The sequence below is a fragment of the Sphingobium sp. LMC3-1-1.1 genome (assembly GCF_040676285.1).
Taxonomy (GTDB): domain Bacteria; phylum Pseudomonadota; class Alphaproteobacteria; order Sphingomonadales; family Sphingomonadaceae; genus Sphingobium.
On sequence record NZ_JBEGHQ010000004.1, the window covers coordinates 1 to 18,679 of the forward strand.

General features: G+C 63.1%; 19 protein-coding genes. 6 read left to right on the plus strand and 13 right to left on the minus strand.

Annotated features, from left to right (window positions below):
* The first annotated feature begins 129 nt into the window (after positions 1-129).
* A complete protein-coding gene (locus MRBLMC3_RS07640) occupies positions 130-648 on the plus strand; it encodes a DUF6644 family protein (protein ID WP_363827294.1) in 519 nt (172 codons plus the stop codon).
* Positions 649-659: 11 nt separating this feature from the next.
* The gene (locus MRBLMC3_RS07645) at positions 660-1,160 is read left to right on the plus strand and encodes a DUF6644 family protein (protein WP_363827297.1); all 501 of its coding nucleotides are present in this window, start codon (positions 660-662) and stop codon (positions 1,158-1,160) included.
* Positions 1,161-1,261: 101 nt separating this feature from the next.
* On the opposite strand, the gene MRBLMC3_RS07650 is transcribed toward MRBLMC3_RS07645, so the two are convergent.
* Both MRBLMC3_RS07650 and MRBLMC3_RS07655 read right to left on the minus strand, forming a co-directional pair.
* Entirely contained in the window at positions 1,262-3,292 is a 2,031-nt protein-coding gene (locus tag MRBLMC3_RS07650; protein WP_363827299.1) for an NAD(P)/FAD-dependent oxidoreductase, read from the minus strand.
* Between the two features lie 713 nt (positions 3,293-4,005).
* Complete coding sequence (locus MRBLMC3_RS07655) at positions 4,006-4,947, minus strand: LysR substrate-binding domain-containing protein (RefSeq protein ID WP_363735834.1); 942 nt, start codon at positions 4,945-4,947, stop codon at positions 4,006-4,008.
* 170 nt (positions 4,948-5,117) lie between these two features.
* Here MRBLMC3_RS07655 and ald point away from each other — a divergent pair, with 170 nt between their 5' ends.
* Positions 5,118-6,206, plus strand: coding sequence for an alanine dehydrogenase (ald, locus tag MRBLMC3_RS07660; RefSeq protein WP_363827554.1), 1,089 nt, complete (start codon positions 5,118-5,120; stop codon positions 6,204-6,206).
* A gap of 236 nt (positions 6,207-6,442) precedes the next feature.
* Here the strand turns inward: ald and MRBLMC3_RS07665 are convergent, their stop codons facing one another.
* The 8 genes from MRBLMC3_RS07665 to MRBLMC3_RS07700 form a co-directional block, all read right to left on the minus strand.
* Complete coding sequence (locus tag MRBLMC3_RS07665) at positions 6,443-7,858, minus strand: NAD(P)/FAD-dependent oxidoreductase (RefSeq protein WP_363827301.1); 1,416 nt, start codon at positions 7,856-7,858, stop codon at positions 6,443-6,445.
* 266 nt (positions 7,859-8,124) lie between these two features.
* A complete protein-coding gene (locus tag MRBLMC3_RS07670) occupies positions 8,125-8,850 on the minus strand; it encodes an amino acid ABC transporter ATP-binding protein (RefSeq protein ID WP_363827304.1) in 726 nt (241 codons plus the stop codon).
* The gene (locus MRBLMC3_RS07675; protein WP_363735837.1) at positions 8,847-9,500 is read right to left on the minus strand and encodes an amino acid ABC transporter permease; all 654 of its coding nucleotides are present in this window, start codon (positions 9,498-9,500) and stop codon (positions 8,847-8,849) included. The genes MRBLMC3_RS07670 and MRBLMC3_RS07675 overlap by 4 nt, the downstream gene beginning before the upstream one ends.
* Positions 9,500-10,234: a substrate-binding periplasmic protein gene (locus MRBLMC3_RS07680; protein WP_363827306.1), complete on the minus strand. Its 735-nt coding sequence runs from the start codon at positions 10,232-10,234 to the stop codon at positions 9,500-9,502. Before MRBLMC3_RS07680 ends, MRBLMC3_RS07675 begins: the two co-directional genes overlap by 1 nt.
* Before the next feature lie 357 nt (positions 10,235-10,591).
* Entirely contained in the window at positions 10,592-11,905 is a 1,314-nt protein-coding gene (locus MRBLMC3_RS07685) for an MFS transporter (protein ID WP_363827308.1), read from the minus strand.
* Positions 11,906-11,967: 62 nt separating this feature from the next.
* Positions 11,968-12,522: a YceI family protein gene (locus MRBLMC3_RS07690; RefSeq protein WP_363827313.1), complete on the minus strand. Its 555-nt coding sequence runs from the start codon at positions 12,520-12,522 to the stop codon at positions 11,968-11,970.
* The gene (locus tag MRBLMC3_RS07695; RefSeq protein WP_363827315.1) at positions 12,519-13,160 is read right to left on the minus strand and encodes a cytochrome b; all 642 of its coding nucleotides are present in this window, start codon (positions 13,158-13,160) and stop codon (positions 12,519-12,521) included. The genes MRBLMC3_RS07690 and MRBLMC3_RS07695 overlap by 4 nt, the downstream gene beginning before the upstream one ends.
* An 11-nt stretch (positions 13,161-13,171) precedes the next feature.
* Positions 13,172-13,597, minus strand: coding sequence for a YceI family protein (locus MRBLMC3_RS07700; protein ID WP_363827557.1), 426 nt, complete (start codon positions 13,595-13,597; stop codon positions 13,172-13,174).
* A gap of 637 nt (positions 13,598-14,234) precedes the next feature.
* Here MRBLMC3_RS07700 and MRBLMC3_RS07705 point away from each other — a divergent pair.
* Genes MRBLMC3_RS07705 through MRBLMC3_RS07715 form a run of 3 tightly spaced genes read left to right on the plus strand, consistent with a single transcriptional unit; the run spans position 14,235 to position 15,570 of the window.
* Complete coding sequence (locus tag MRBLMC3_RS07705) at positions 14,235-14,783, plus strand: DUF6644 family protein (RefSeq protein ID WP_363827318.1); 549 nt, start codon at positions 14,235-14,237, stop codon at positions 14,781-14,783.
* Positions 14,784-14,794: 11 nt separating this feature from the next.
* Entirely contained in the window at positions 14,795-15,295 is a 501-nt protein-coding gene (locus MRBLMC3_RS07710) for a DUF6644 family protein (RefSeq protein WP_363735832.1), read from the plus strand.
* Between the two features lie 35 nt (positions 15,296-15,330).
* Entirely contained in the window at positions 15,331-15,570 is a 240-nt protein-coding gene (locus MRBLMC3_RS07715; RefSeq protein ID WP_363735912.1) for a hypothetical protein, read from the plus strand.
* 33 nt (positions 15,571-15,603) lie between these two features.
* On the opposite strand, the gene MRBLMC3_RS07720 is transcribed toward MRBLMC3_RS07715, so the two are convergent.
* The 3 genes from MRBLMC3_RS07720 to MRBLMC3_RS07730 form a co-directional block, all read right to left on the minus strand.
* The gene (locus MRBLMC3_RS07720) at positions 15,604-16,017 is read right to left on the minus strand and encodes a c-type cytochrome (RefSeq protein WP_363827320.1); all 414 of its coding nucleotides are present in this window, start codon (positions 16,015-16,017) and stop codon (positions 15,604-15,606) included.
* Positions 16,018-16,123: 106 nt separating this feature from the next.
* A complete protein-coding gene (locus MRBLMC3_RS07725; protein WP_363827322.1) occupies positions 16,124-16,591 on the minus strand; it encodes a c-type cytochrome in 468 nt (155 codons plus the stop codon).
* Positions 16,588-18,594: a PQQ-binding-like beta-propeller repeat protein gene (locus MRBLMC3_RS07730; protein WP_363755333.1), complete on the minus strand. Its 2,007-nt coding sequence runs from the start codon at positions 18,592-18,594 to the stop codon at positions 16,588-16,590. Before MRBLMC3_RS07730 ends, MRBLMC3_RS07725 begins: the two co-directional genes overlap by 4 nt.
* Positions 18,595-18,679: the final 85 nt, after the last annotated feature.

Sequence of the window (18,679 nt, forward strand, 5' to 3'; positions counted from 1 at the left end):
GGCGGACAGGCTCCAGACCAACTCCAGTGCGGGTGTCCAGTGCGCTCGTAAGGCTGTGGGCTTCCATACCGCCCACCGTCTGCCCCAATCACCACATCGTGCAAGGTGGGTGGGAAACACCGCTTACATTTGAGCCAGTATCTGCGGACCACTCCGGCTTTGGATCTGGCGGATCGGATTGCCGCGACCTCCCTCAGCCGGTCGATCAGCAGCAACTTCTGGGCGGTCCCGGCGCTTCAGGTCGCGCACATCCTTGCGATCGCGGCTGCTTTCGGATCTGTGCTCATGATCAACATGCGCATCCTGAGGATCAGCGGGGTCGACCGAACGATGGGCGACACCGTCGCGCGGTTCGCACCGTGGATCTGGTGGGCTTTGCTCGTCCTGGCCATCAGCGGACTCGGGATGATCATTGCCGAGCCAACCCGCGAGCTCCTCAATGCGGCCTTCTGGATCAAGATGGTCCTCGTGATCTCGATGATCGGGGTGACTCTGGCCTTCCAGGCGCGGACGGTGCGGCTCAACGTCAAGGATTGGGAAGCCACGCACGCGCGTCGAACTTCAGTCCGGCTCACCTCAGCGGCGATACTCCTGCTGTGGTGCGCAATCATTTTCGCTGGACGCTGGATTGCTTACGCGCCGACTTGAGAGGATTGTCGATGGCATTGGAATCTTTGTGGCAGACGCTCGAAGCGTCTTCCTTGGCGACGTTTCTAGCCGAATCGGCTTGGGCGTTCCCGACAGTCGAGTCGCTCCACGTCCTGGCGATAGTCACGGTCGTCGGCTCGATCGCGATCATGGATCTTCGCCTTCTCGGCCTGGCGTCCAACGGATCGGCGGTCTCGGCGGTCTCCGATGAGACGCTGCCCTACGTCTGGATCGCGTTCATGGTGGCAGTCGCCACGGGGAGCCTGCTCTTCGTCAGCAGAGCCACTGCCTACGCTGTCAACACCTACTTCATCGCAAAGATGCTCTGCCTCGTCCTGGCGGGGCTCAACATGCTGCTGTTCCAGAGCATCACCTGGCGCGGCCGAGATCGCTGGGATCGCAGCGCCACGCTTCCGCTGGCGGCGAGGATGGCTGGCGGCATTTCGCTGTTGTTCTGGATCATGGTGGTCGTGTGTGGTCGTCTCATCGGCTTCACTCTCGCCGCCTTCTGACAGGAACCCTGAGAGAGGATCCGGAAGTGCTTCCTGTGCTTCAAGATCACCGCTTCGGAAAGATGCCGCCGGCAACCTAGGCATTCGGTGAAGGCCGCGGATCAGGCCCGCCGTGCAAACGGGAACGTGCGTTGCGCGATCACCTCGCCCACTGCGCGATGCGCCTCCTCGAACGCAGCGTCGGTGTGGGGACTTGCAGCAGCATCTGAATTGGCGATCGAGATCAGACCGAATGGCTGCCGGGCGACGACACACGGTCGATCAGGCGCCTCCGAGAACACCCACTCCACGGGATCATAGAGGCTATTGTAGGTGTAAGCATAACCGTGGGGCCACCGATTGACCGTGATGCCGGCGATGTCTCGACCCGGATCGAAGCCTCCGGGCCCCAGGATACGTGCCAGCTGGCTTCTCGCCTGGCGTTCGAACTCCTCGAAGCTTATCGCAAGAAGCTCGGCGCGGCCGGCCCGATGCTGGTCCCGTTTCGTCGGCAAACCTGGCGCAGCCATGTACTTGTTCATCGCAACAACGATGGGCTCGTCCGGCGAAGTCGGGGGAACGACCTCGCCGATACCGACGCACTCCGCCAACGACACGTCCTGAAAGAACATCGTCTGGGAACTAACGCGCTGTATGCCGAGCTTCTGGAAAGCACGCCAGTTGCGCAGGGCAACGTTGGTATAGACCAGCGGACCCTTCACTCCATAGGCGAGAGCCTCGCGTTGAAGCGACGGGAGCTCGGGCACGAGATACGGGATGAACATGTTCCAGCAGGCCATGATCACATTGCGCGCGCGGACACGCTGCAAACCCTTCGCTTCCGCATCGTTGCTGCGAGCATATGTGACGATGCATTCCGTCGCTGCGGCCGGACTACCTTCGTGGCGAACGTTGAGCACCGTCGAGCTGAGACGGATCCGAACCGGCTGATCCGGTCGATCCAGCGCTCCGTAGTCGATCAGGCCGGTGCCTAGATCCTCCTGGGTCCTTGCCTTGGTGGCTCCCGGCACCAGCGAACCGACGAGCAACCGCGCGAGCGTGGCGCTGCCGTCGGGGAAATGGACCGAGGAGCCTGACTCCTTCTGGCGGCCATGATGGCCTCCGGGAAGGCTCTCGAACAGGCCATCCGGGATCGGGCCAAGCTGCAGGCCGGAGAAGCCCGGATAGCCCTGAACCCAGCCGAACAGGGCGGGGTAGGCGTCAGCCCCGACACAGAACGTCCCCTGACCAGCTCCCTGGAAGTACCAGAAGGCCTGCGGATCGATCTTGACGATCTCCAGCAGATAATCTCGATAGGATGTCTTGGCGAGCAGCGCCTTCTTCTCGGCGATGCTCCGTCCGGCGAGATAATCGGGCTGATCGGGCGCAAGCAGCCGGAGCATGTCAGCCTTGGCACGCGCCGACAGCGGACTGCGCGCGATCGCGTCCGGGCTCGGCCCGCCGCGCATGTCGGATGCTGCAGGTGGCACAACGAGCTGATCGCGCCTCCACGTCTCTCGATCGAAGAAGTGCCCGGAGCGCAGGCCGAGCGTGTCGTAGAGCTTGTAATTCGCGCTGTTCGCCTGTTCGTAGCGGTGTAGATCAACCCCTAGATCATCAAGGACGCTGCGAGCCCATCGATTGTACCGGTCGGGCGACTCGATCTCGAGCACGCCGCCGTTTGTGACGAGCAGCCGCCCATCCACGCGAAACTCGTTCCGCCTGGCGTGGCCACCGAAATCGTCGTGGTTCTCGAGGATCAGAACACGCACATCGCGCCCGACGCTCTTGATGAAGAAGTGGGCGGCCGCCAATCCGCTCAGGCCTCCGCCGACGATCACGAGATCATAGGTCTCGCCGACGTCCACCGCGGTTGCCGGATCGAGCGATCCGTCGCGCAGCGCGTGAGCCGCCTCGAACGCTCCTGGATGACTCCCGCGCATCCCCATCCGAGCGGGGGGGTAGTTCGTCGGCGGGGCCTTCCCGCCAGTCGTGGAGGCGGAGGGGGCGGCTGCTCCGGCCGTCGCGGTGGCGAGGGCTGCAATCCCGACGGCCGCGCCATTGACGAAGTCCCGGCGCGTGATGGCTCGATCCATCCCCAATGCGCGATCGTCGGCTATCGGCGAACCATTCGCCGGACGGGTGGTGTTCATTTGCTCGATCGCCTCCAGCGCAGATCATATTCGGTGGTCCAAGTCCGGCCTTGGTCCTCGGTCCCAACAGACAGTTCGCGAACGGTTCCGTCCGGCTCCCGCGACAACGTCCAGTGTCGTAGCCGGACGCCACCGCCGACAAGCGGCCGCTCGGTCACGAAAAGCACGCGGTCCTTGCTCTGCTCCGTCCCAAGGAACGATGTCGCGGACGCGGTATCCGCCGCCCATAGGTACAGCCAGCGGCTCACCAGGCGCGAGTAGGTGAACAAACCTAGTCCATTGCCGCTGCGAGGTTTGCGAGAGATCGACACCCACCGCTCATGTATGGCGCACCCACCAAGGGCACGTTCCATGGTCACGCGGGCATCCTTCTTCCCGTTCGCGTAAACATCCCACGTGCCGAGGGTGAAGTCCAATTGACGGTACAATGGATCCATCGCGCAACTCGGAGGACTCGCCGGAGCTGCTGCAGACGCGGGCGTCGCCGCGACCAGCGCCAGCATTAGAATTGCGGGCGTCTGGAGGCGGCCCACTTCCACTGCATCAGTCCAGCGCATCGAATGTGCTTCCGATCCATCATCTCATTGATCTCCGGTTCGCAAAGCAGCTTCCAGCGAGGAAGATGCCTAAATGCGCCCCCTAGGTGCTGAATAGACACCGAACCCATGGCGATCATCCGCGCCGATCCCGAAGGGTCACTCCGTCGTCGATGATCACAGCTGGCTGAAGTCACCCGCCTCATAGGCGTCGGCGGTTCGTCGCAGCCATCGCCGGAATATCGCCAAGGCAGGCGTGCTCCAGCGATCCTCGCGGGCCAAGAGCGTATAGCCGCCGAACCGTACGGGTACGAAGTCCCCCTGCGCCAACTCGACCCTCACGAGGCGTCCATCGGCCAGCTCGTCGCCGAGCAGCATCGGATTGGCTAGGACTATCCCACGATCCTGACGGGCAGCGTTCAGCGTCAGATGAGCGTGCCAAAGGCGCGGCCCCGGAAGTTCATCGGATATCGTCATGCCCTGAGCCTCGAGCCAGTGGCGCCATTCCAGATCGTTGTCCTCGTGGAGCAAGGTGTAGGACAGCAACTCCTCGACGCTCTCCAGCGGCTTCATGTTTGCCACGTAGCCGGGGCTCGCCACTGGAAAGACGAGGGGGCGCGCGAACTCGAGCTTGTAGGCAACCTTCGGCACGGCCGCCTCCTCCCATCGGCGAAGGTAGCGTATATCCCCGTCGACCTCCTTCGAGCGGAAATCCGGGCTGGCGTCCGCTGGCCTGAAGTCTAGGTCGATAGAGGGATGGTGCTTGATGAAATCGCCCAGACGATCAGAGAGCCAGAGAGAGGCGAATCCGGGAATGCACCAGATCCGAAGCTTCTTGCGCTCGGTGGTCTCGGTCAGCCGGGCGGTGGCGGTGGCGATGGTCGTCAGCGCCTTGTAGATCTCCTGATGATAGACTTGGCCGTCATCCGTCAACTGATAACCAGTCGGCTCTCGCACGAGCAGGTTCTTCCCGATCAGGCTCTCAAGCGTTCGAATGTGCCGACTAATGACCGCATGATCAATCTCCAGTTCCTTGCCGGCCTTCCTTACGCCCCCAAGCCGACCCACGGCCTCGAACGCCCGCAATGCCGCCAGCGGCGGTAGCAACTTGTGGTTCACCTAAATCCAAACTCCCGATCCCGCCGTTCGGTCAGCCCACTCGCGCGACATGATGTAACCTGTGCGACACGATGTAACCTGGTGGCTATCATACACCACCTGGGATGGTGTTCGCAACTTTCTGGTCGCGAACCTTTTGTCGATGAGTGCTGGGAACAATGGAGCCCATGATGATCGTCGGTGTACCTAAGGAAATCAAGACGCACGAGTATCGGGTCGGCCTCACTCCGGCGGCCGTTCGCGAATACGCTGCGCGAGGGCATCGGGTCTTGGTAGAGACGGGCGCCGGCGCCGGTATCGGCACGACCGACACCGAATACGAGAACGCGGGTGCTGAGATTGCCGCCGATGCCGCGCAGGTGTTCAGGTCAGCTGACATGATCGTGAAGGTGAAGGAGCCGCAGCGAGTAGAGTGGGAGCAGCTTAGAGAGGGGCAGATACTCTTCACCTATCTGCATCTCGCGCCAGATCCCGAGCAGGCTCGCGGACTGCTGGCTTCCGGCTGCACCGCCGTCGCCTATGAGACGGTCTCCGAGCCGGGGGGCGGTCTGCCGCTGCTCGCGCCGATGAGCGAAGTCGCCGGCAGATTGTCGATCGAGGCGGCGGGGGCTGCGCTCCGTCGCTTCGCCGGAGGGCCCGGCATCCTGCTCGGCGGCGTCCCGGGCGTTCCGCCGGCCCGGGTAGTCGTGCTCGGCGGCGGCGTGGTGGGCAGCCACGCGGCGCGCATGGGAGCAGGACTCGGCGCTGACATCACGATCATCGATCGTTCGCTTCCGCGCCTGAGGCAGCTCGACGACATGTTCGGTGGTCGAGTGAAGACTCGGTTCTCCAGCATCGCCGCAATCGAAGATGAACTGGTGGTCGCCGATGCCGTGATAGGAGCGGTGCTCGTGACGGGCGCGACGGCGCCGCAACTCGTCACCCGCGATATGCTCAAACTACTCCGCCCGGGTCGCGTATTGGTTGATGTCGCAATCGATCAAGGGGGTTGTTTCGAGACGAGCCGTCCTACCACTCATGCCGATCCGACCTACGAGGTCGACGGCATCATCCACTACTGCGTCGCGAACATGCCCGGCGCGGTCCCGATGACGTCCAGTCACGCGCTGAACAATGCTACGCTTCCATACGGCCTCGCCCTCGCCGACGGCGGCTACGAAGCATGCCTGGAGAATCCCGCGTTGCGGGCGGGATTGAACGTGCACCAGGGGCGCATGATGAACCGGGTTGTCGCCGAAAGCCTGAATCTCGATGTGTAAGGTTGCATCCATGCCGAGTGTAGAAGATCGTCACCGATGGCGTCATTCCGACAAAGCGATGCTCTTCTAGCTGAAGCGGAGCTCGACCCCCAGCATTCACGAGGCGCGGCCGCTCGCTGAAGAACAGGCACGTCTCGATGATCGCAATCGGGGGGACCATCGGCGCGGTCTGTTCGTCGGATCGGGCAGCGCGATAGCCTTGATCGGCCTCGCAGCCGTGATCATCGCCTTCATCCTCATGGATCGCCCAGAGCTGCTGCGATCGACGCATCGAACGGCGGCGCGCGACCGGCCGCATCGGCTTCGTCGATCCGTGAAAACGCGTTCTGCACGTATCGAACGCCAAGCCAGCGAAAAGGCTCGGGCTCCCACCGCTTGCCTTCACTGCGATGGAACGGCAGCTTTTCCAAACCGGTACACTGATCGGTGATTAATCCGCCCAGAAGTTTCCCGAACAGGCTGCTGGTCGCAACTCCGCGTCCCGTGTAGCCGTGCAATTGCGCCAACCGACTCTGTCGATCGAACGTCACCGTGGGCATCCAGTCGCGCGGTATGCCCAGGTAGCCGCCCCAGGCATGGGTAAATCTAACGCCTTCAAGTGCCGGCCACCATTCCCGAACGCATCCGCGCATCCACTCGAACACCGTCTCGTCCCGAATGGCAGCGTCGTCCATTCGCGATCCGAACCGGTAGTTGGCGCCTCGACTACCATACAGGATGCGACCATCAGCGGTGCGGGTCAGATAGTTCTTGGTATGCGCCAGCGAACTGAGACATTCACCGCCTTGCCACCCGAGCTCGCTCCACAAACTCTCGCTTAGTGGTTCGGTGAGCACGATCATCGACGACATGGGCAGCAGGCTTCGATGGAAGCGGGGGAGTCCGGTGAGATACGCCTCGCCTGCCGCCACCACGGCCAGTCTCGCGGACAGGTCACCTGCGGCCGTGACGATGGCCGCATCTGCTCCCGTGCGCAGCTCGGTTGCAGCCGTTCCCTCGTAAATCGTACCGCCAAGCCGTTCCACGACGCGCGCTAGTCCCCGCGCCAGCCGGCCCGGATGAACGGCAGCACCGATCGAGGTGGAAAGGCCAGCATGGATGTTGGTGGCGTGCACTCGCTCGAACGCCTCGCCTGCACTAAGGAGGCGCAGCGGACCGTCCATTCCCAGTCTGGCGAAGGTCGCAAGCGTATTGGAGAGCGAAGCGGCCTGCTTCGGACTACGCGCGAGGCTTAGCACTCCGGTCGTGCGATAGTGGGCGTCGATCCCCTCGCGCTCGCAGATTTCCCCGACGTAAGCAGCGGCTGCCTCGACCGACTTCAGGATTGCCCGTGCTCCATCGATACCGAACCTCGAGATCAGCGCCGCTGGCTCCAACGGAAAGCGTGGCGAACACCAGCCGCCGTTGCGGCCAGAGGCGCCATATCCACACACCTCGCGCTCCACGATCGCAACTTCGAGATCGGGTCTCGCCCGCAATAGATGATAGGCTGTCCAGAGGCCGGAGAACCCGCCACCGAGGATGGCGACATCAACGACGCGGTCGCCGGCCAGCCGGGAGCGAGCGACAAGATCCTCGCCGCAGGTCTCCAGCCAGTAGCTCACCTGCGCCATCGACTGAGCCGCGAGGCGTGGATCGCGCAGCTCGGTCATGACCCTGATCCGCCTTGCTCGAAGAGAAAGAATATCTTGCGAGTGGGCTCGAGGACGTCCCAAACTCCGGCGCTCTCGGCCGAGCCGATCGGTTCGGGCACCGGAGCGAAGCGTGGAAGTTCGCGAACGAGTCGGCTCAACGAGAAATGGATCGGTTTCATTGACGTTCCTGCCGTGTTCCGCGCATCGTATCGGCGCTGCGAAGGTTATGAGGAAGTTTCAATCGGCTCCGCTGCCGCTGCAGACGCATCATTACATCTCAGGCCTCAGAGCGGATTGAGCACACGATCCAGGAAACGCCTCGTCCGCTCGGCGCGGGGAGCGGTCAGCACATCCCGGGCCGCGCCCTGTTCGACGACCACACCTCCGTCCATGAAGATCGCGCGATCGCCGACCTCCCGCGCGAAGGCGATCTCGTGCGTGACGACGATCATGGTCATGCCTTCGACGGCCAAGCCACGCATCACCTGCAGGACCTCTCCGACCCGCTCCGGATCGAGGGCGGAGGTCGGCTCGTCGAACAGTATGATGCTCGGCCGCATAGCCAAAGCGCGTGCGATGCCGACCCGTTGCTGCTGACCGCCTGAGAGCTTGGCGGGATAGGCTCGAGCGAAGTCGGCCATGCCAACGCGCTCCAGCAGTGTCAAAGCTTCCGCCTCCGCCTGTGCGATCGGGCGACGTAGAACCTGCACGGGACCTTCCACGACATTCTCGAGGACAGTGCGGTGCGGGAACAGGTTGAACCGCTGGAACACCATAGCGGCCTTGCGGCGAACGGGGAGCAACGTTGCGTCCGAAACAAGATCTCCGTCGACCCGGATTTCGCCCGCATCGTGGCGTTCGAGTCCATTGATGCAGCGCAGCACGGTCGACTTGCCGGAGCCAGACGGCCCAAGCAGACAGGTGACCTCCCCCCGAGCGGCGGAGAAGCTCACGTTGCGGAGAACGACGTGAGAACCGAATGCCTTACCGACGCCGTTCAACTCTATCATCGCCGGCCCATTCGACGTTCGAGGTGACGGACAGCGGCGGCGAGAGGCAGGCTGGCCGCGAGATAAAGCAACGCGACGAGCAGGTAGATCGTGCCGTTCTTGAAGGTCGAGATCGCCAGCAGCTGGCCGGCGCGGGTGAGCTCGGCGATGGTGATCGTCGAAGCTATCGAAGAATCCTTGAGCAGCATCACAGCGGTGTTTCCGAACGGCGGAAGCGCGGTGCGTACGCCGAGCGGCAGCGTCACGCGATGGAACACATTTCGATCAGTCATCCCGAGCGAGCGTGCGGCTTCGATGGTCTGGGGATCTACGGACTGGAAACCCGACCTGAAATTTTCCGCCTGGTAGACCGAATAGGCGATACCGAGCCCGACCACCCCGGCCGAGAACGGCTCCAGCTCGATACCGACCTCGGGCAGCACGAAATAGACGCAGAACAGCTGCACAATGATGGGGATGCCCCGAATTATGTTGACGAAGATGCGTGCCGGGGCGCGCAGCGCGGCCAAGCGGCTCATCCCTCCAAGCGCGAGCAGGAGCCCGAGGGCGACGCTGAAGCTCAAGGCGCATAGGCTCAGCACAATGGTCATGGCCAAGCCCTTCAGCAGGACTGGAAGGTAGAGAACTGCGTCGCTAAGGAATTCGGCCATCAGGACGCCTCCAATCCCCAACGTCGGTTGATCTCCGGAATGGCGGAGGCTCGCATGCGTTCTATCGCCAGATCAACGTGCGCCAGCAGTGGATCGCCCTTACGTATGACCAGGCACAGCGCCTCGCCGGCCGGTGCCGCGAATTCCTCAGCCAGCCGCACCGGCCGCTTCGGACCCACTCGCAGCTGATAGGCGAGGATGGGCTGATCGCCGTAACCGACGTCGATTCTACCCAAGCCGAGATCACGCAAGATGTCGCTTAGTCCGTCATAGGTCGAGACATCGATCACACCGGCCGAGCGCAGCTGGTCTACGAACCGGGTGCCGATCTGCGCACCGACGCGCAGACCTCTCAGGGAGACGAGAGAAGGATAGGTGCGTTCGGACGCCACCGGCACGACCAGCGCACCTGAGTAGGAGTAGACCGGACTGCTGAAGGACACCACGGCCTCGCGCTCGGGCGTGCGCAGCATGGCGGCCGCGATCAGGTCGATCTTGCCTGCCGTCAACGACGGAATCAGCGCGCCGAAGGAGGTGATCCGCAGATCGGGAACCCGCCCAATCGCCCTGGCTACGAGAGCGGCAGTGTCAACCATCGACCCAGTCAGTTCGTTGGACCACGGGTCGACGAAGCTGAACGGCACCCCAGTCGGCGACGATCCGATCCGCAGCTGTCGGGCGTCGAGCACCGAACGAGAACATGCGGCAACGGCGGCCGAGGCCGCCAGCACCATGAATCCGCGCCTGTGCCACTCAGCTTCTATCACGCGCAGCGATCGATCGGACCAGTCATCGGCGGATCATGCCCGCGCAGCCCGGTGCACGAAAGTCTTCAATCGCAAACCATGCGGTGTCGGAGTGACACCACGGCCGACCCGAGCCAGACGTAACCGACCTCAAATGTCGGCGGCATGCAGGCCCTCACCACGCGTGCCGATTCAACCTGCCGATCCCAGTGCCGCCGATGGCATTCCACAGCTTTGGCGGCTGGAGGGCCTCACTCCTCGGCGATCACCACATGCATGGGCTGGAAGGTAATCGCGGTCATCATCGGCTCGCAGCGCCTGCGGTCGACCAGGGAAGCCCGCCCGTCAAGTTGAAGGAGACGTCGCCGGCGCACGCAGCGAGAGCAGAGCAAGGGCGCCGAGGAGGGAACCCATCGCCATCGCGACCGCCACGCCCTGGAGTCCGACGCCTGTCTGGAAGAGGTATCCAGCCAGAATCGGCCCCAGAGCGGAGCCGCCGCGCCCGATACCGACCACGAAACCCGTTCCCCCTGCGCGGACTGCCGTGGGGAAGGATTGCGCGAAAACCGCGTAGAGGCCCACGATCGCGGCATTCGTGAAGAAGCCGGCGGCGCCCGCCATCAGCGACAGGCCGGCCAGATCACTCTGCCCCCGTCCGAACAGAGTGACGAGCACCGCAGCGAGCAACATCGCACCTACAACCAGACTTCGCACCGCATATCGCTGCGTCAGGAGGCTCAAGGCAAGAGCGCCGAGCGCACCACCGACGTTCGCCCAAACCAGCACGCTACCTGCCCGCGCCGGCTCAAAGCCCATGTCGACAACGATCTTCGGGATCCACTTCAGGATGAAGTAGAAGGTCATAACGTGCGCGAAGTAGGCAAAGGTGAGCAGGACAGTCGTCCGGGCGAGCGCCGGCTGGAACAACGCTGCCACGCCTGGGCGCGCACCGGCCGCGTCAATTTCGGGAAGCGCACCGACCTTGTCTGCTCCAATCCTCCTCAGAACGGCGTTCGTCCTCTCGAGTGCCCGCGTGGGGCGCCTCTCGACCAGAAAGGCGACAGTCTCCGGAAGAAAAAGCCAGACGACAGGAATCAGCACTGTCGCCACTATCGCTCCGAACACGAAGATCGCGCGCCAATCTCCTCCATCCAGCAGAAGCAGAGAGGAGATCGAGCCGCCAACGATCGCCCCCAACGGATAGCCGCCCGCCATGAGCGCTACCGCCAGTTGGCGGCGACGCGCGTTGGCAAACTCTGCAACCACCGCATTCGTCGTGGCCAGCATGCCACCGATGCCAAGCCCTGTGATGAGTCGGTAAGCCGATAAGGTGCCGACATCCGGGGCTACAGCCGCGAGCCCCATGCCCGCCGCCATGACCGTCAGGCAGAAGAGCACGATCGGCCGCCGGCCCCACCGGTCGGCGAGACTGCCGAGCACGACCGAGCCGGCCGCCATGCCGATCAGCTCCATCGACAGCACGATGCCGAGTGCCGCGCGGTCGATCCCCCACTCGGCAGCGACGCCGGGAGAGGCAAAGCTGATCGACAGCACGTCAAAACCGTCGAGCGCGTTCAGGACGACGCACAGCACCACCGCCGCGATCTGGATCGGCGCCATCGGCCGTTCAGACACGAACGCGCGCGGGTCTTTTTCCATGACGACCTCTCAGATTCTTGCGGTGATGGATCTCTGCCCAGAGACTTCGGGCGAGACTCCCGTCAGCGTTGGGCCGTGAGCCTCACCTGCACTCGGACAACTTTGCTGACCCAGGCGCCGGTTGGATCGGATTTCATTCCGATGTCGACCGCCGCCCGGTCGAGTGCGAGGTCGCCCGACATCGTGGCCTTGTTTCCGTTGATCGCCAAGGTAAAGGGGAGTTGCACCGGAACCTTCCGACCCTTGATCTGCAACACTCCGTCCGCCACGTACTTTCCCGGCCCGGAGGCGCGGATCCTGCTTGTCGTGTAGGTGGCAGTAGGAAATGCGGCGGAGTTGAACCATTCCGCGCCTGCCAAGGTCGTCTCTTGAAAGCGATCGCCCGTCTTTGCGGACGCGGTAGCAAACACCACCACAGCCTTTGAACCCACCAGGTCTGCGGGATCGAAGGCGATCTGCGCCTTCCACTGGTCGAAGCGACCCTGAAACGGCTTCCCGGACTGGGTCCCCGCGAAGGAGACGCGGCCTTCCTGCGGCGACACCCGCCACGCTGGTGCTGCGGCTACGGCCGGGGTCGCAAACGCTGCGACGCAGATCAGAAGACGAGGCGAGATCATTGGCGGGTTTCCTTTCTTGCCTGAGGTATGTGGCGAGGGCGCACCCAGGGAGCCATGCCGGCGAGCACGTCATCACGATCGACGAGGTGATGCTTGAGTGCGGCGGCCACGTGGACGGCCACCAGCAGGATACCGCTCCAGCCGAGCAGCTCGTGCGCATTCATGGAGACGTCGGCCACGACTGCGCGCCGCGCCTCGGACAAGCTAGCGACGAATCCGATGTGCGGCCATTCGAACTGGTTGAACCACAGCGTCGGGATTGCGAAGGCCGCTCCCATCGCGCGGTTCCAGCCGGCCGACACGTAGATCCAGCCGCTCAGCGGCAGCCCAACTATCAGTACATAGAGGAGGACGTGGGAGAGGCGAGCGCCCCACCTCTCCCAACGCGACATCTCCTGGGGACGCGGCGGTGCCCGATGCAACAGGCGCCACACGACACGGATGACGCTCAAGACGAGGATCGTCAGTCCGACCGACTTATGCACCTGGTAAGCCTCGAACGCGTTCGCCTGGGTCTCGGGCTCGTTGATCGCACGGGTCATCCACCAGGCGAGCGGATACATGGCGATGATGAGGACCGCGATCGACCAGTGAAGCGCGATCGATACCAGGCCATAGCGGTGTTGCGCGCACGGCATTGACTATCCCTTCATCGATCGGGAGTGAATTTCGCGGCTGAGCGGTCCCATACCCGCTTTCGCCCGATCCATCCGGTAATTGCGACGCCGAAGTCGCTGCGCTTGATATTGCCGGTCGCGCTGAATCCCACGTTGAGCGCGTTGTTGGCCATGGGGCTACTGCCGGCGCCAAGAAAACGCGCGTTCAGGGTGACGGGCTTGGTGACGTTCTTGATCGTCAGGTTGCCGACGATAACGGCAGCATTCTTTCCGGACGGCTTAATCGAAGTCGACACGAAGCGCGCGGTGCCGAACTTTGCCGTATCGAAGAAGTCGGCGCCGTTGAGATGCTTGGTGAACCCTGGAGCGGTCGTGCTCAGTTGCTTCATGTCGAACGTAACCTCAACCTTCGACGCCACGACCTTCGCAGGATCCAGTGAATAGACTCCCGCTGTCACCTGCAATGAGGTGGGCGCCCGGCACCCGATCGGAGAGCGCGAGCAAGATCAATCGAATGTTCATCAGGCAGTCCAGTCCATCGAATGTTCTCGGCAACCTAACGAAGTGACAAGCCCCGAAAAGTCCCATTCACCCGCTTCCGTGGTGTTTCCTGAAGGTAAAGCGGTGATGAGCAGGCACCGCGATCCACTTCGTCGACAGCGCCGGCCATGGGACTTAGTCCGGAAAGTTAGGAAAAGGGGAAGTCGCTTGCGAAGCGCAAACTGGCGCCGCGCTCGCACCCCCGCGATCAGGGTATGATGAACCATCGGCTGTCGACGCATGCCAGCAGCGCCTGTCCCGTGTGCAGCGTTGATGCCGCACTCGCCTGCAAATCAGCAGCATGCCACTGCACTCGGAGAGCGCCGGCGCGTCGGAATGGAAGCGCCAGTTGTATCCTGCGGTGGAAAAGGTGCAAGCCAGCCCCCTCGGCCTCGCTCCTGGTGCTCTGCGAACAACGCCCGATCGCACTTTGACACCTTTGCCGGAGGCCAGTTTCGCTCAGTCTGACGAGCGAGGCTTGGCGGCAGCAGAAGCTATCGAGAGTAAGGACGACACAGCTTCACGGAGTTGAAGTGCCAGCAGTGAAGGAAGCACATGTCCACCTTCGGTGACCTGTTGTATGATTTGAGCCAGTATCTGCGGACCACTCCGGCTTTGGATCTGGCGGATCGGATTGCCGCGACCTCCCTCAGCCAGTCGATCAGCAGCAACTTCTGGGCGGTCCCGGCGCTTCAGGTCGCGCACATCCTTGCGATCGCGGCTGCTTTCGGATCTGTGCTCATGATCAACATGCGCATCCTGAGGATCAGCGGGGTCGACCGAACGATGGGCGACACCGTCGCGCGGTTCGCGCCGTGGATCTGGTGGGCTTTGCTCGTCCTGGTCATCAGCGGACTCGGGATGATCATTGCCGAGCCAACCCGCGAGCTCCTCAATGCGGCCTTCTGGATCAAGATGGTCCTCGTGATCTCGATGATCGGGGTGACTCTGGCCTTCCAGGCGCGGACGGTGCGGCTCAACGTCAAGGATTGGGAAGCCACGCACGCGCGTCGAACTTCAGTCCGGCTCACCTCAGCGGCGATACTCCTGCTGTGGTGCGCAATCATTTTCGCTGGACGCTGGATTGCTTACGCGCCGACTTGAGAGGATTGTCGATGGCATTGGAATCTTTGTGGCAGACGCTCGAAGCGTCTTCCTTGGCGACGTTTCTAGCCGAATCGGCTTGGGCGTTCCCGACAGTCGAGTCGCTCCACGTCCTGGCGATAGTCACGGTCGTCGGCTCGATCGCGATCATGGATCTTCGCCTTCTCGGCCTGGCGTCCAACGGGTCGGCGGTCTCGGCGGTCTCCGATGAGACGCTGCCCTACGTCTGGATCGCGTTCATGGTGGCAGTCGCCACGGGGAGCCTGCTCTTCGTCAGCAGAGCCACTGCCTATGCTGTCAACACCTACTTCATCGCAAAGATGGTCTGCCTCGTCCTGGCGGGGCTCAACATGCTGCTGTTCCAGAGCATCACCTGGCGCGGCCGAGATCGCTGGGATCGCAGCGCCACGCTTCCGCTGGCGGCGAGGATGGCTGGCGGCATTTCGCTGTTGTTCTGGATCATGGTGGTCGTGTGTGGTCGTCTCATCGGCTTCACTCTCGCCGCCTTCTGACAGGAACCCTGAGAGAGGATCCAGGAGTGCTTCCTGTGCTTCAAGATCACCGCTTCGGAAAGATGGGAGCACGCCGCGCCGCCGGCAACCGCGCCGGTCATCCTGAACAAGATCAGCGAGACCACGCGGGAGCGGCGTTGGCAGCGGGCAGCGAGGGCGGGCTTCTTCGACGCGAGCTGACCGCAGGTGGCCGCGCGCTTGCCAGCACTGGCTACACTGTGGATGATCGACGCGAAACGACGAAGGCCAGCCTTCTCTTCTTCACGCGCCGCTGAGGCCCTACCGCCAACGAGCCCCCCTCGCCCCGCCTATTTCGCGCTGAGAAGATAGGCGATGACCGCCTTGCGCTCGGTGGCGGACGGCACAGCCGTGACCATCCGCGTGCCGGGTACCATCTTGCTCGGCGCCAGCAGGAACTTGTCGAGGACGGCTTCGGTCCAGACCAGCTTCGAGTTCTTCAGCGCGGCGGAATAGTTGAAGGCCGGCACCGAGGCCGCAGGACGCTTTGCGATGCCGTAGAGGGCGGGACCCACGCCATTCTTCCCGTCCACCTTGTGCGTGTGGCACATTTGGCAACGCCCTTTGAAGAGCGCCTCCCCATCCGCGGGAGCGGCCTGTGCGGAGACCGTGGACAAAGCGACGGCGCTGGCGAACGCAAGCGCGAGGCCAGCAGCGTTCGACTTGACGAGATCCATGGCACGACGAGGGAGACTCAACTGCATGCTAACTCCAATCCTTTGATGATCATTGCGCGGCGACAGCTGCGGCGTCCGTTCGTCTGCACTCGTTCTACTGCGTTGCAGCGCTTGCCGCGGGCTTCGACAAAAATTACTGACCGATCGTGATGCTGCTCAGCTCGCTCGGTTCCTTGACCCCGGCATTCGGCAGCGCTTGCCCATTCTCGGCCAGGATGTAGGCAGTTAGGTTGAGAACGGTTTCTGCTTCGAGCGAGCCGGGATCGTTCTGTGGCATCGTGCTGAGGATCCGCCCATAGAGCGCCCTGGCTGGCTTGCCGCTCCAGGAGGTGAGAAAACGCTGTCCCTTCAGGCTTGCTGAATGGGCGTCGCTCGGCTGGCCCTGATCCATGCCGTGACAGGCGGCGCAGACTTCCCCGAACACCTTCTTGCCGGTGGCGATCTGGACTGCGACGGCCCGAGTATCGGACGCAGGAGATGCTGGACCGCTGGGCGCCGATGCGATCAGAAAGGGCGCCGCCAGGACGGACCCGCATGCTACTCGCAATCCCGAGATCCGCCGTCGCTCGTCAAGTGTGCCGGCTCTGCGTGCGCTGCTCATCGTGCCGGCACCTCGTTCACGGCCAAGGCGACCCAACGGCCTCCGACCTTGCTGTTGCCGATGGGTACTACTATCATCTGCCTTCCTTTGACTTGATAGGTGATGGGTCCGCCTGTCGTTCCTGCGGGCAGCTTGATCTCGCCGACCACCTTTCCCGTCGCCTTGTCATAGGCGCGGAACACGGACTCCCCCGAAACGCCGGACCCGCCGAACACCGCATCGCTCCCCTCCCCGACGAAGAGCAGCGATTTCGTCACGAGCGCTGCCGGCCTGCCAGGATATCCGAGCGGCGGCAGCTGTAGCCCCGCGAGCAGCGGGTGGTTGCGCGGCCCCTCCCCGTTCGCCGCCATCCAGACTTGTCTGCCGACCTTCATGTCGATCGCCGTGATCCGGCCGTAGGGCGGCTTGGTGAGCGGCAACTCGTTTCGCGGACCGATGCCGTACGGATTGCCCGGTGGCGGCGATCCCGAGAAGCCGACGTCCCAGCTGTAGTCTATGGTCGCCTTCGGATCCGTCGTCTTGCTCACTCCGACCACGCCAGGCGCGGTCATGGACACCGCATAATAGAGGCCCGTCTCGGGATCGAACGCCCCGGTGTTCCAGCCGATCGAGCCGATATCACCAGGGGAGGAAATTGTACCCTTCGTGCCCGGACGATCCTTCGCGTTCACCGTCGGCGGCGTGAAGAGCGGACCATGCACGTATTGGTCGCGTATTCGCATGGCCTCCTCGCGAAGCGCTGGAGTGAAGTCAATGAGGTCGTCATCGGCGAGGCCGATCCGGTCGACCGGCTCCGGACGCGATGGAAATGGCTGCGTGGGCGAGGCGTGCTCCCCAGGCACGGTGCTTGGCGGTACGGGGCGTTCGTTGATCGGCCACACCGGCTTTCCGGTCGCGCGGTCGAGCACGAAAATATAACCTGTCTTGTTGGCTTGGATCACTGCCTTGACCGTGCGTCCGCCAGTCTTGAAGTCGGCGAGCACCGGCGGTGAAACGTTGTCGAAGTCCCAGAGATCGTGATGAACGGTCTGATAGTGCCAGATTTTTCGACCTGTCTTGGCGTCCAGGGCGACCAAGCTGTTCGAGTAGAGGTTGTCGCCGGGGCGGTGGCCGCCGTAGTTGGGGTTAGTCGGCGCCGACAGAGGTACATAGACAAGGCCGGTTTCGTCATCCGCGGTGATCGGCGCCCAGGCGGCCATGTTGCCCGAGTAGGCCTCGGCTCCTCCCCAGCTATCGCCGCCTGGCATGCCCCGGTCAGGGATGACCTTGAATGTCCAAACTAGCTTGCCCGTGCGAACGTCGTAGCCGCGGATGTTCTCGGGCAGGGCCTCCTTTTCGTTGCCGCTGTCGCCATAGCCTACGCCGACCTTGCCGCCGCCGTTCCCACCGACCACGATCACGTCGCCCACTACGATTGGGCCATTGAAGTTGAAGTATACCGCGCCATCCGGCGTGTTACGGTTTAGCGATACACGACCGCCCTCGCCGAATCCCGTCACGGGACTCCCATCGCTGAGGTTCAAGGCGTAGAGATATTCGCCGCGCACCGAAACAACTCGCGCCTCTATTCCCGTGCCCCAAACATCAACGCCCCGGCTGCTCTGTCCGGCCGCTTCTCGGAAGGTGGCCTTGAACGGCTGCTGAACCCAGACGGTCTTGCCGGTCGCTGCGTCGAACGCTTCGACCAGCCCCACCCCATTAGGGGCGTAGAGGATGCCATCCCGGATCAGCGGCGTACCCCGGAAATAGGGCGATGGTTGCAGATCGGGAAACTTGGTCAGCAGCGCTTCGTCGACGCCCGGGCGGTTCCAGACGACCGCCAGCCGATCGACATTCCTTCGGTTGATGTTCGCAAGCGAGGAGTAGCGGTCAAAGCGGTGAGAACCACCGAAGTAGCTCCACGTGTCGGCGCCGCCTGCTAGGACGCTCGACGGGGACAGCAAGAGGGCCAGGGAGAGCAAGCCACGTGCTTTTCGGAAGTTCACCTTGTCGTTCTCGCTCATCTCGAATTCGTATTCCTCTGCGTCGAAACAATCCCCGTCAGCCCTCTAGCGGCAACCGCCTTGCGGAACTGATCGTGGCGCGGAT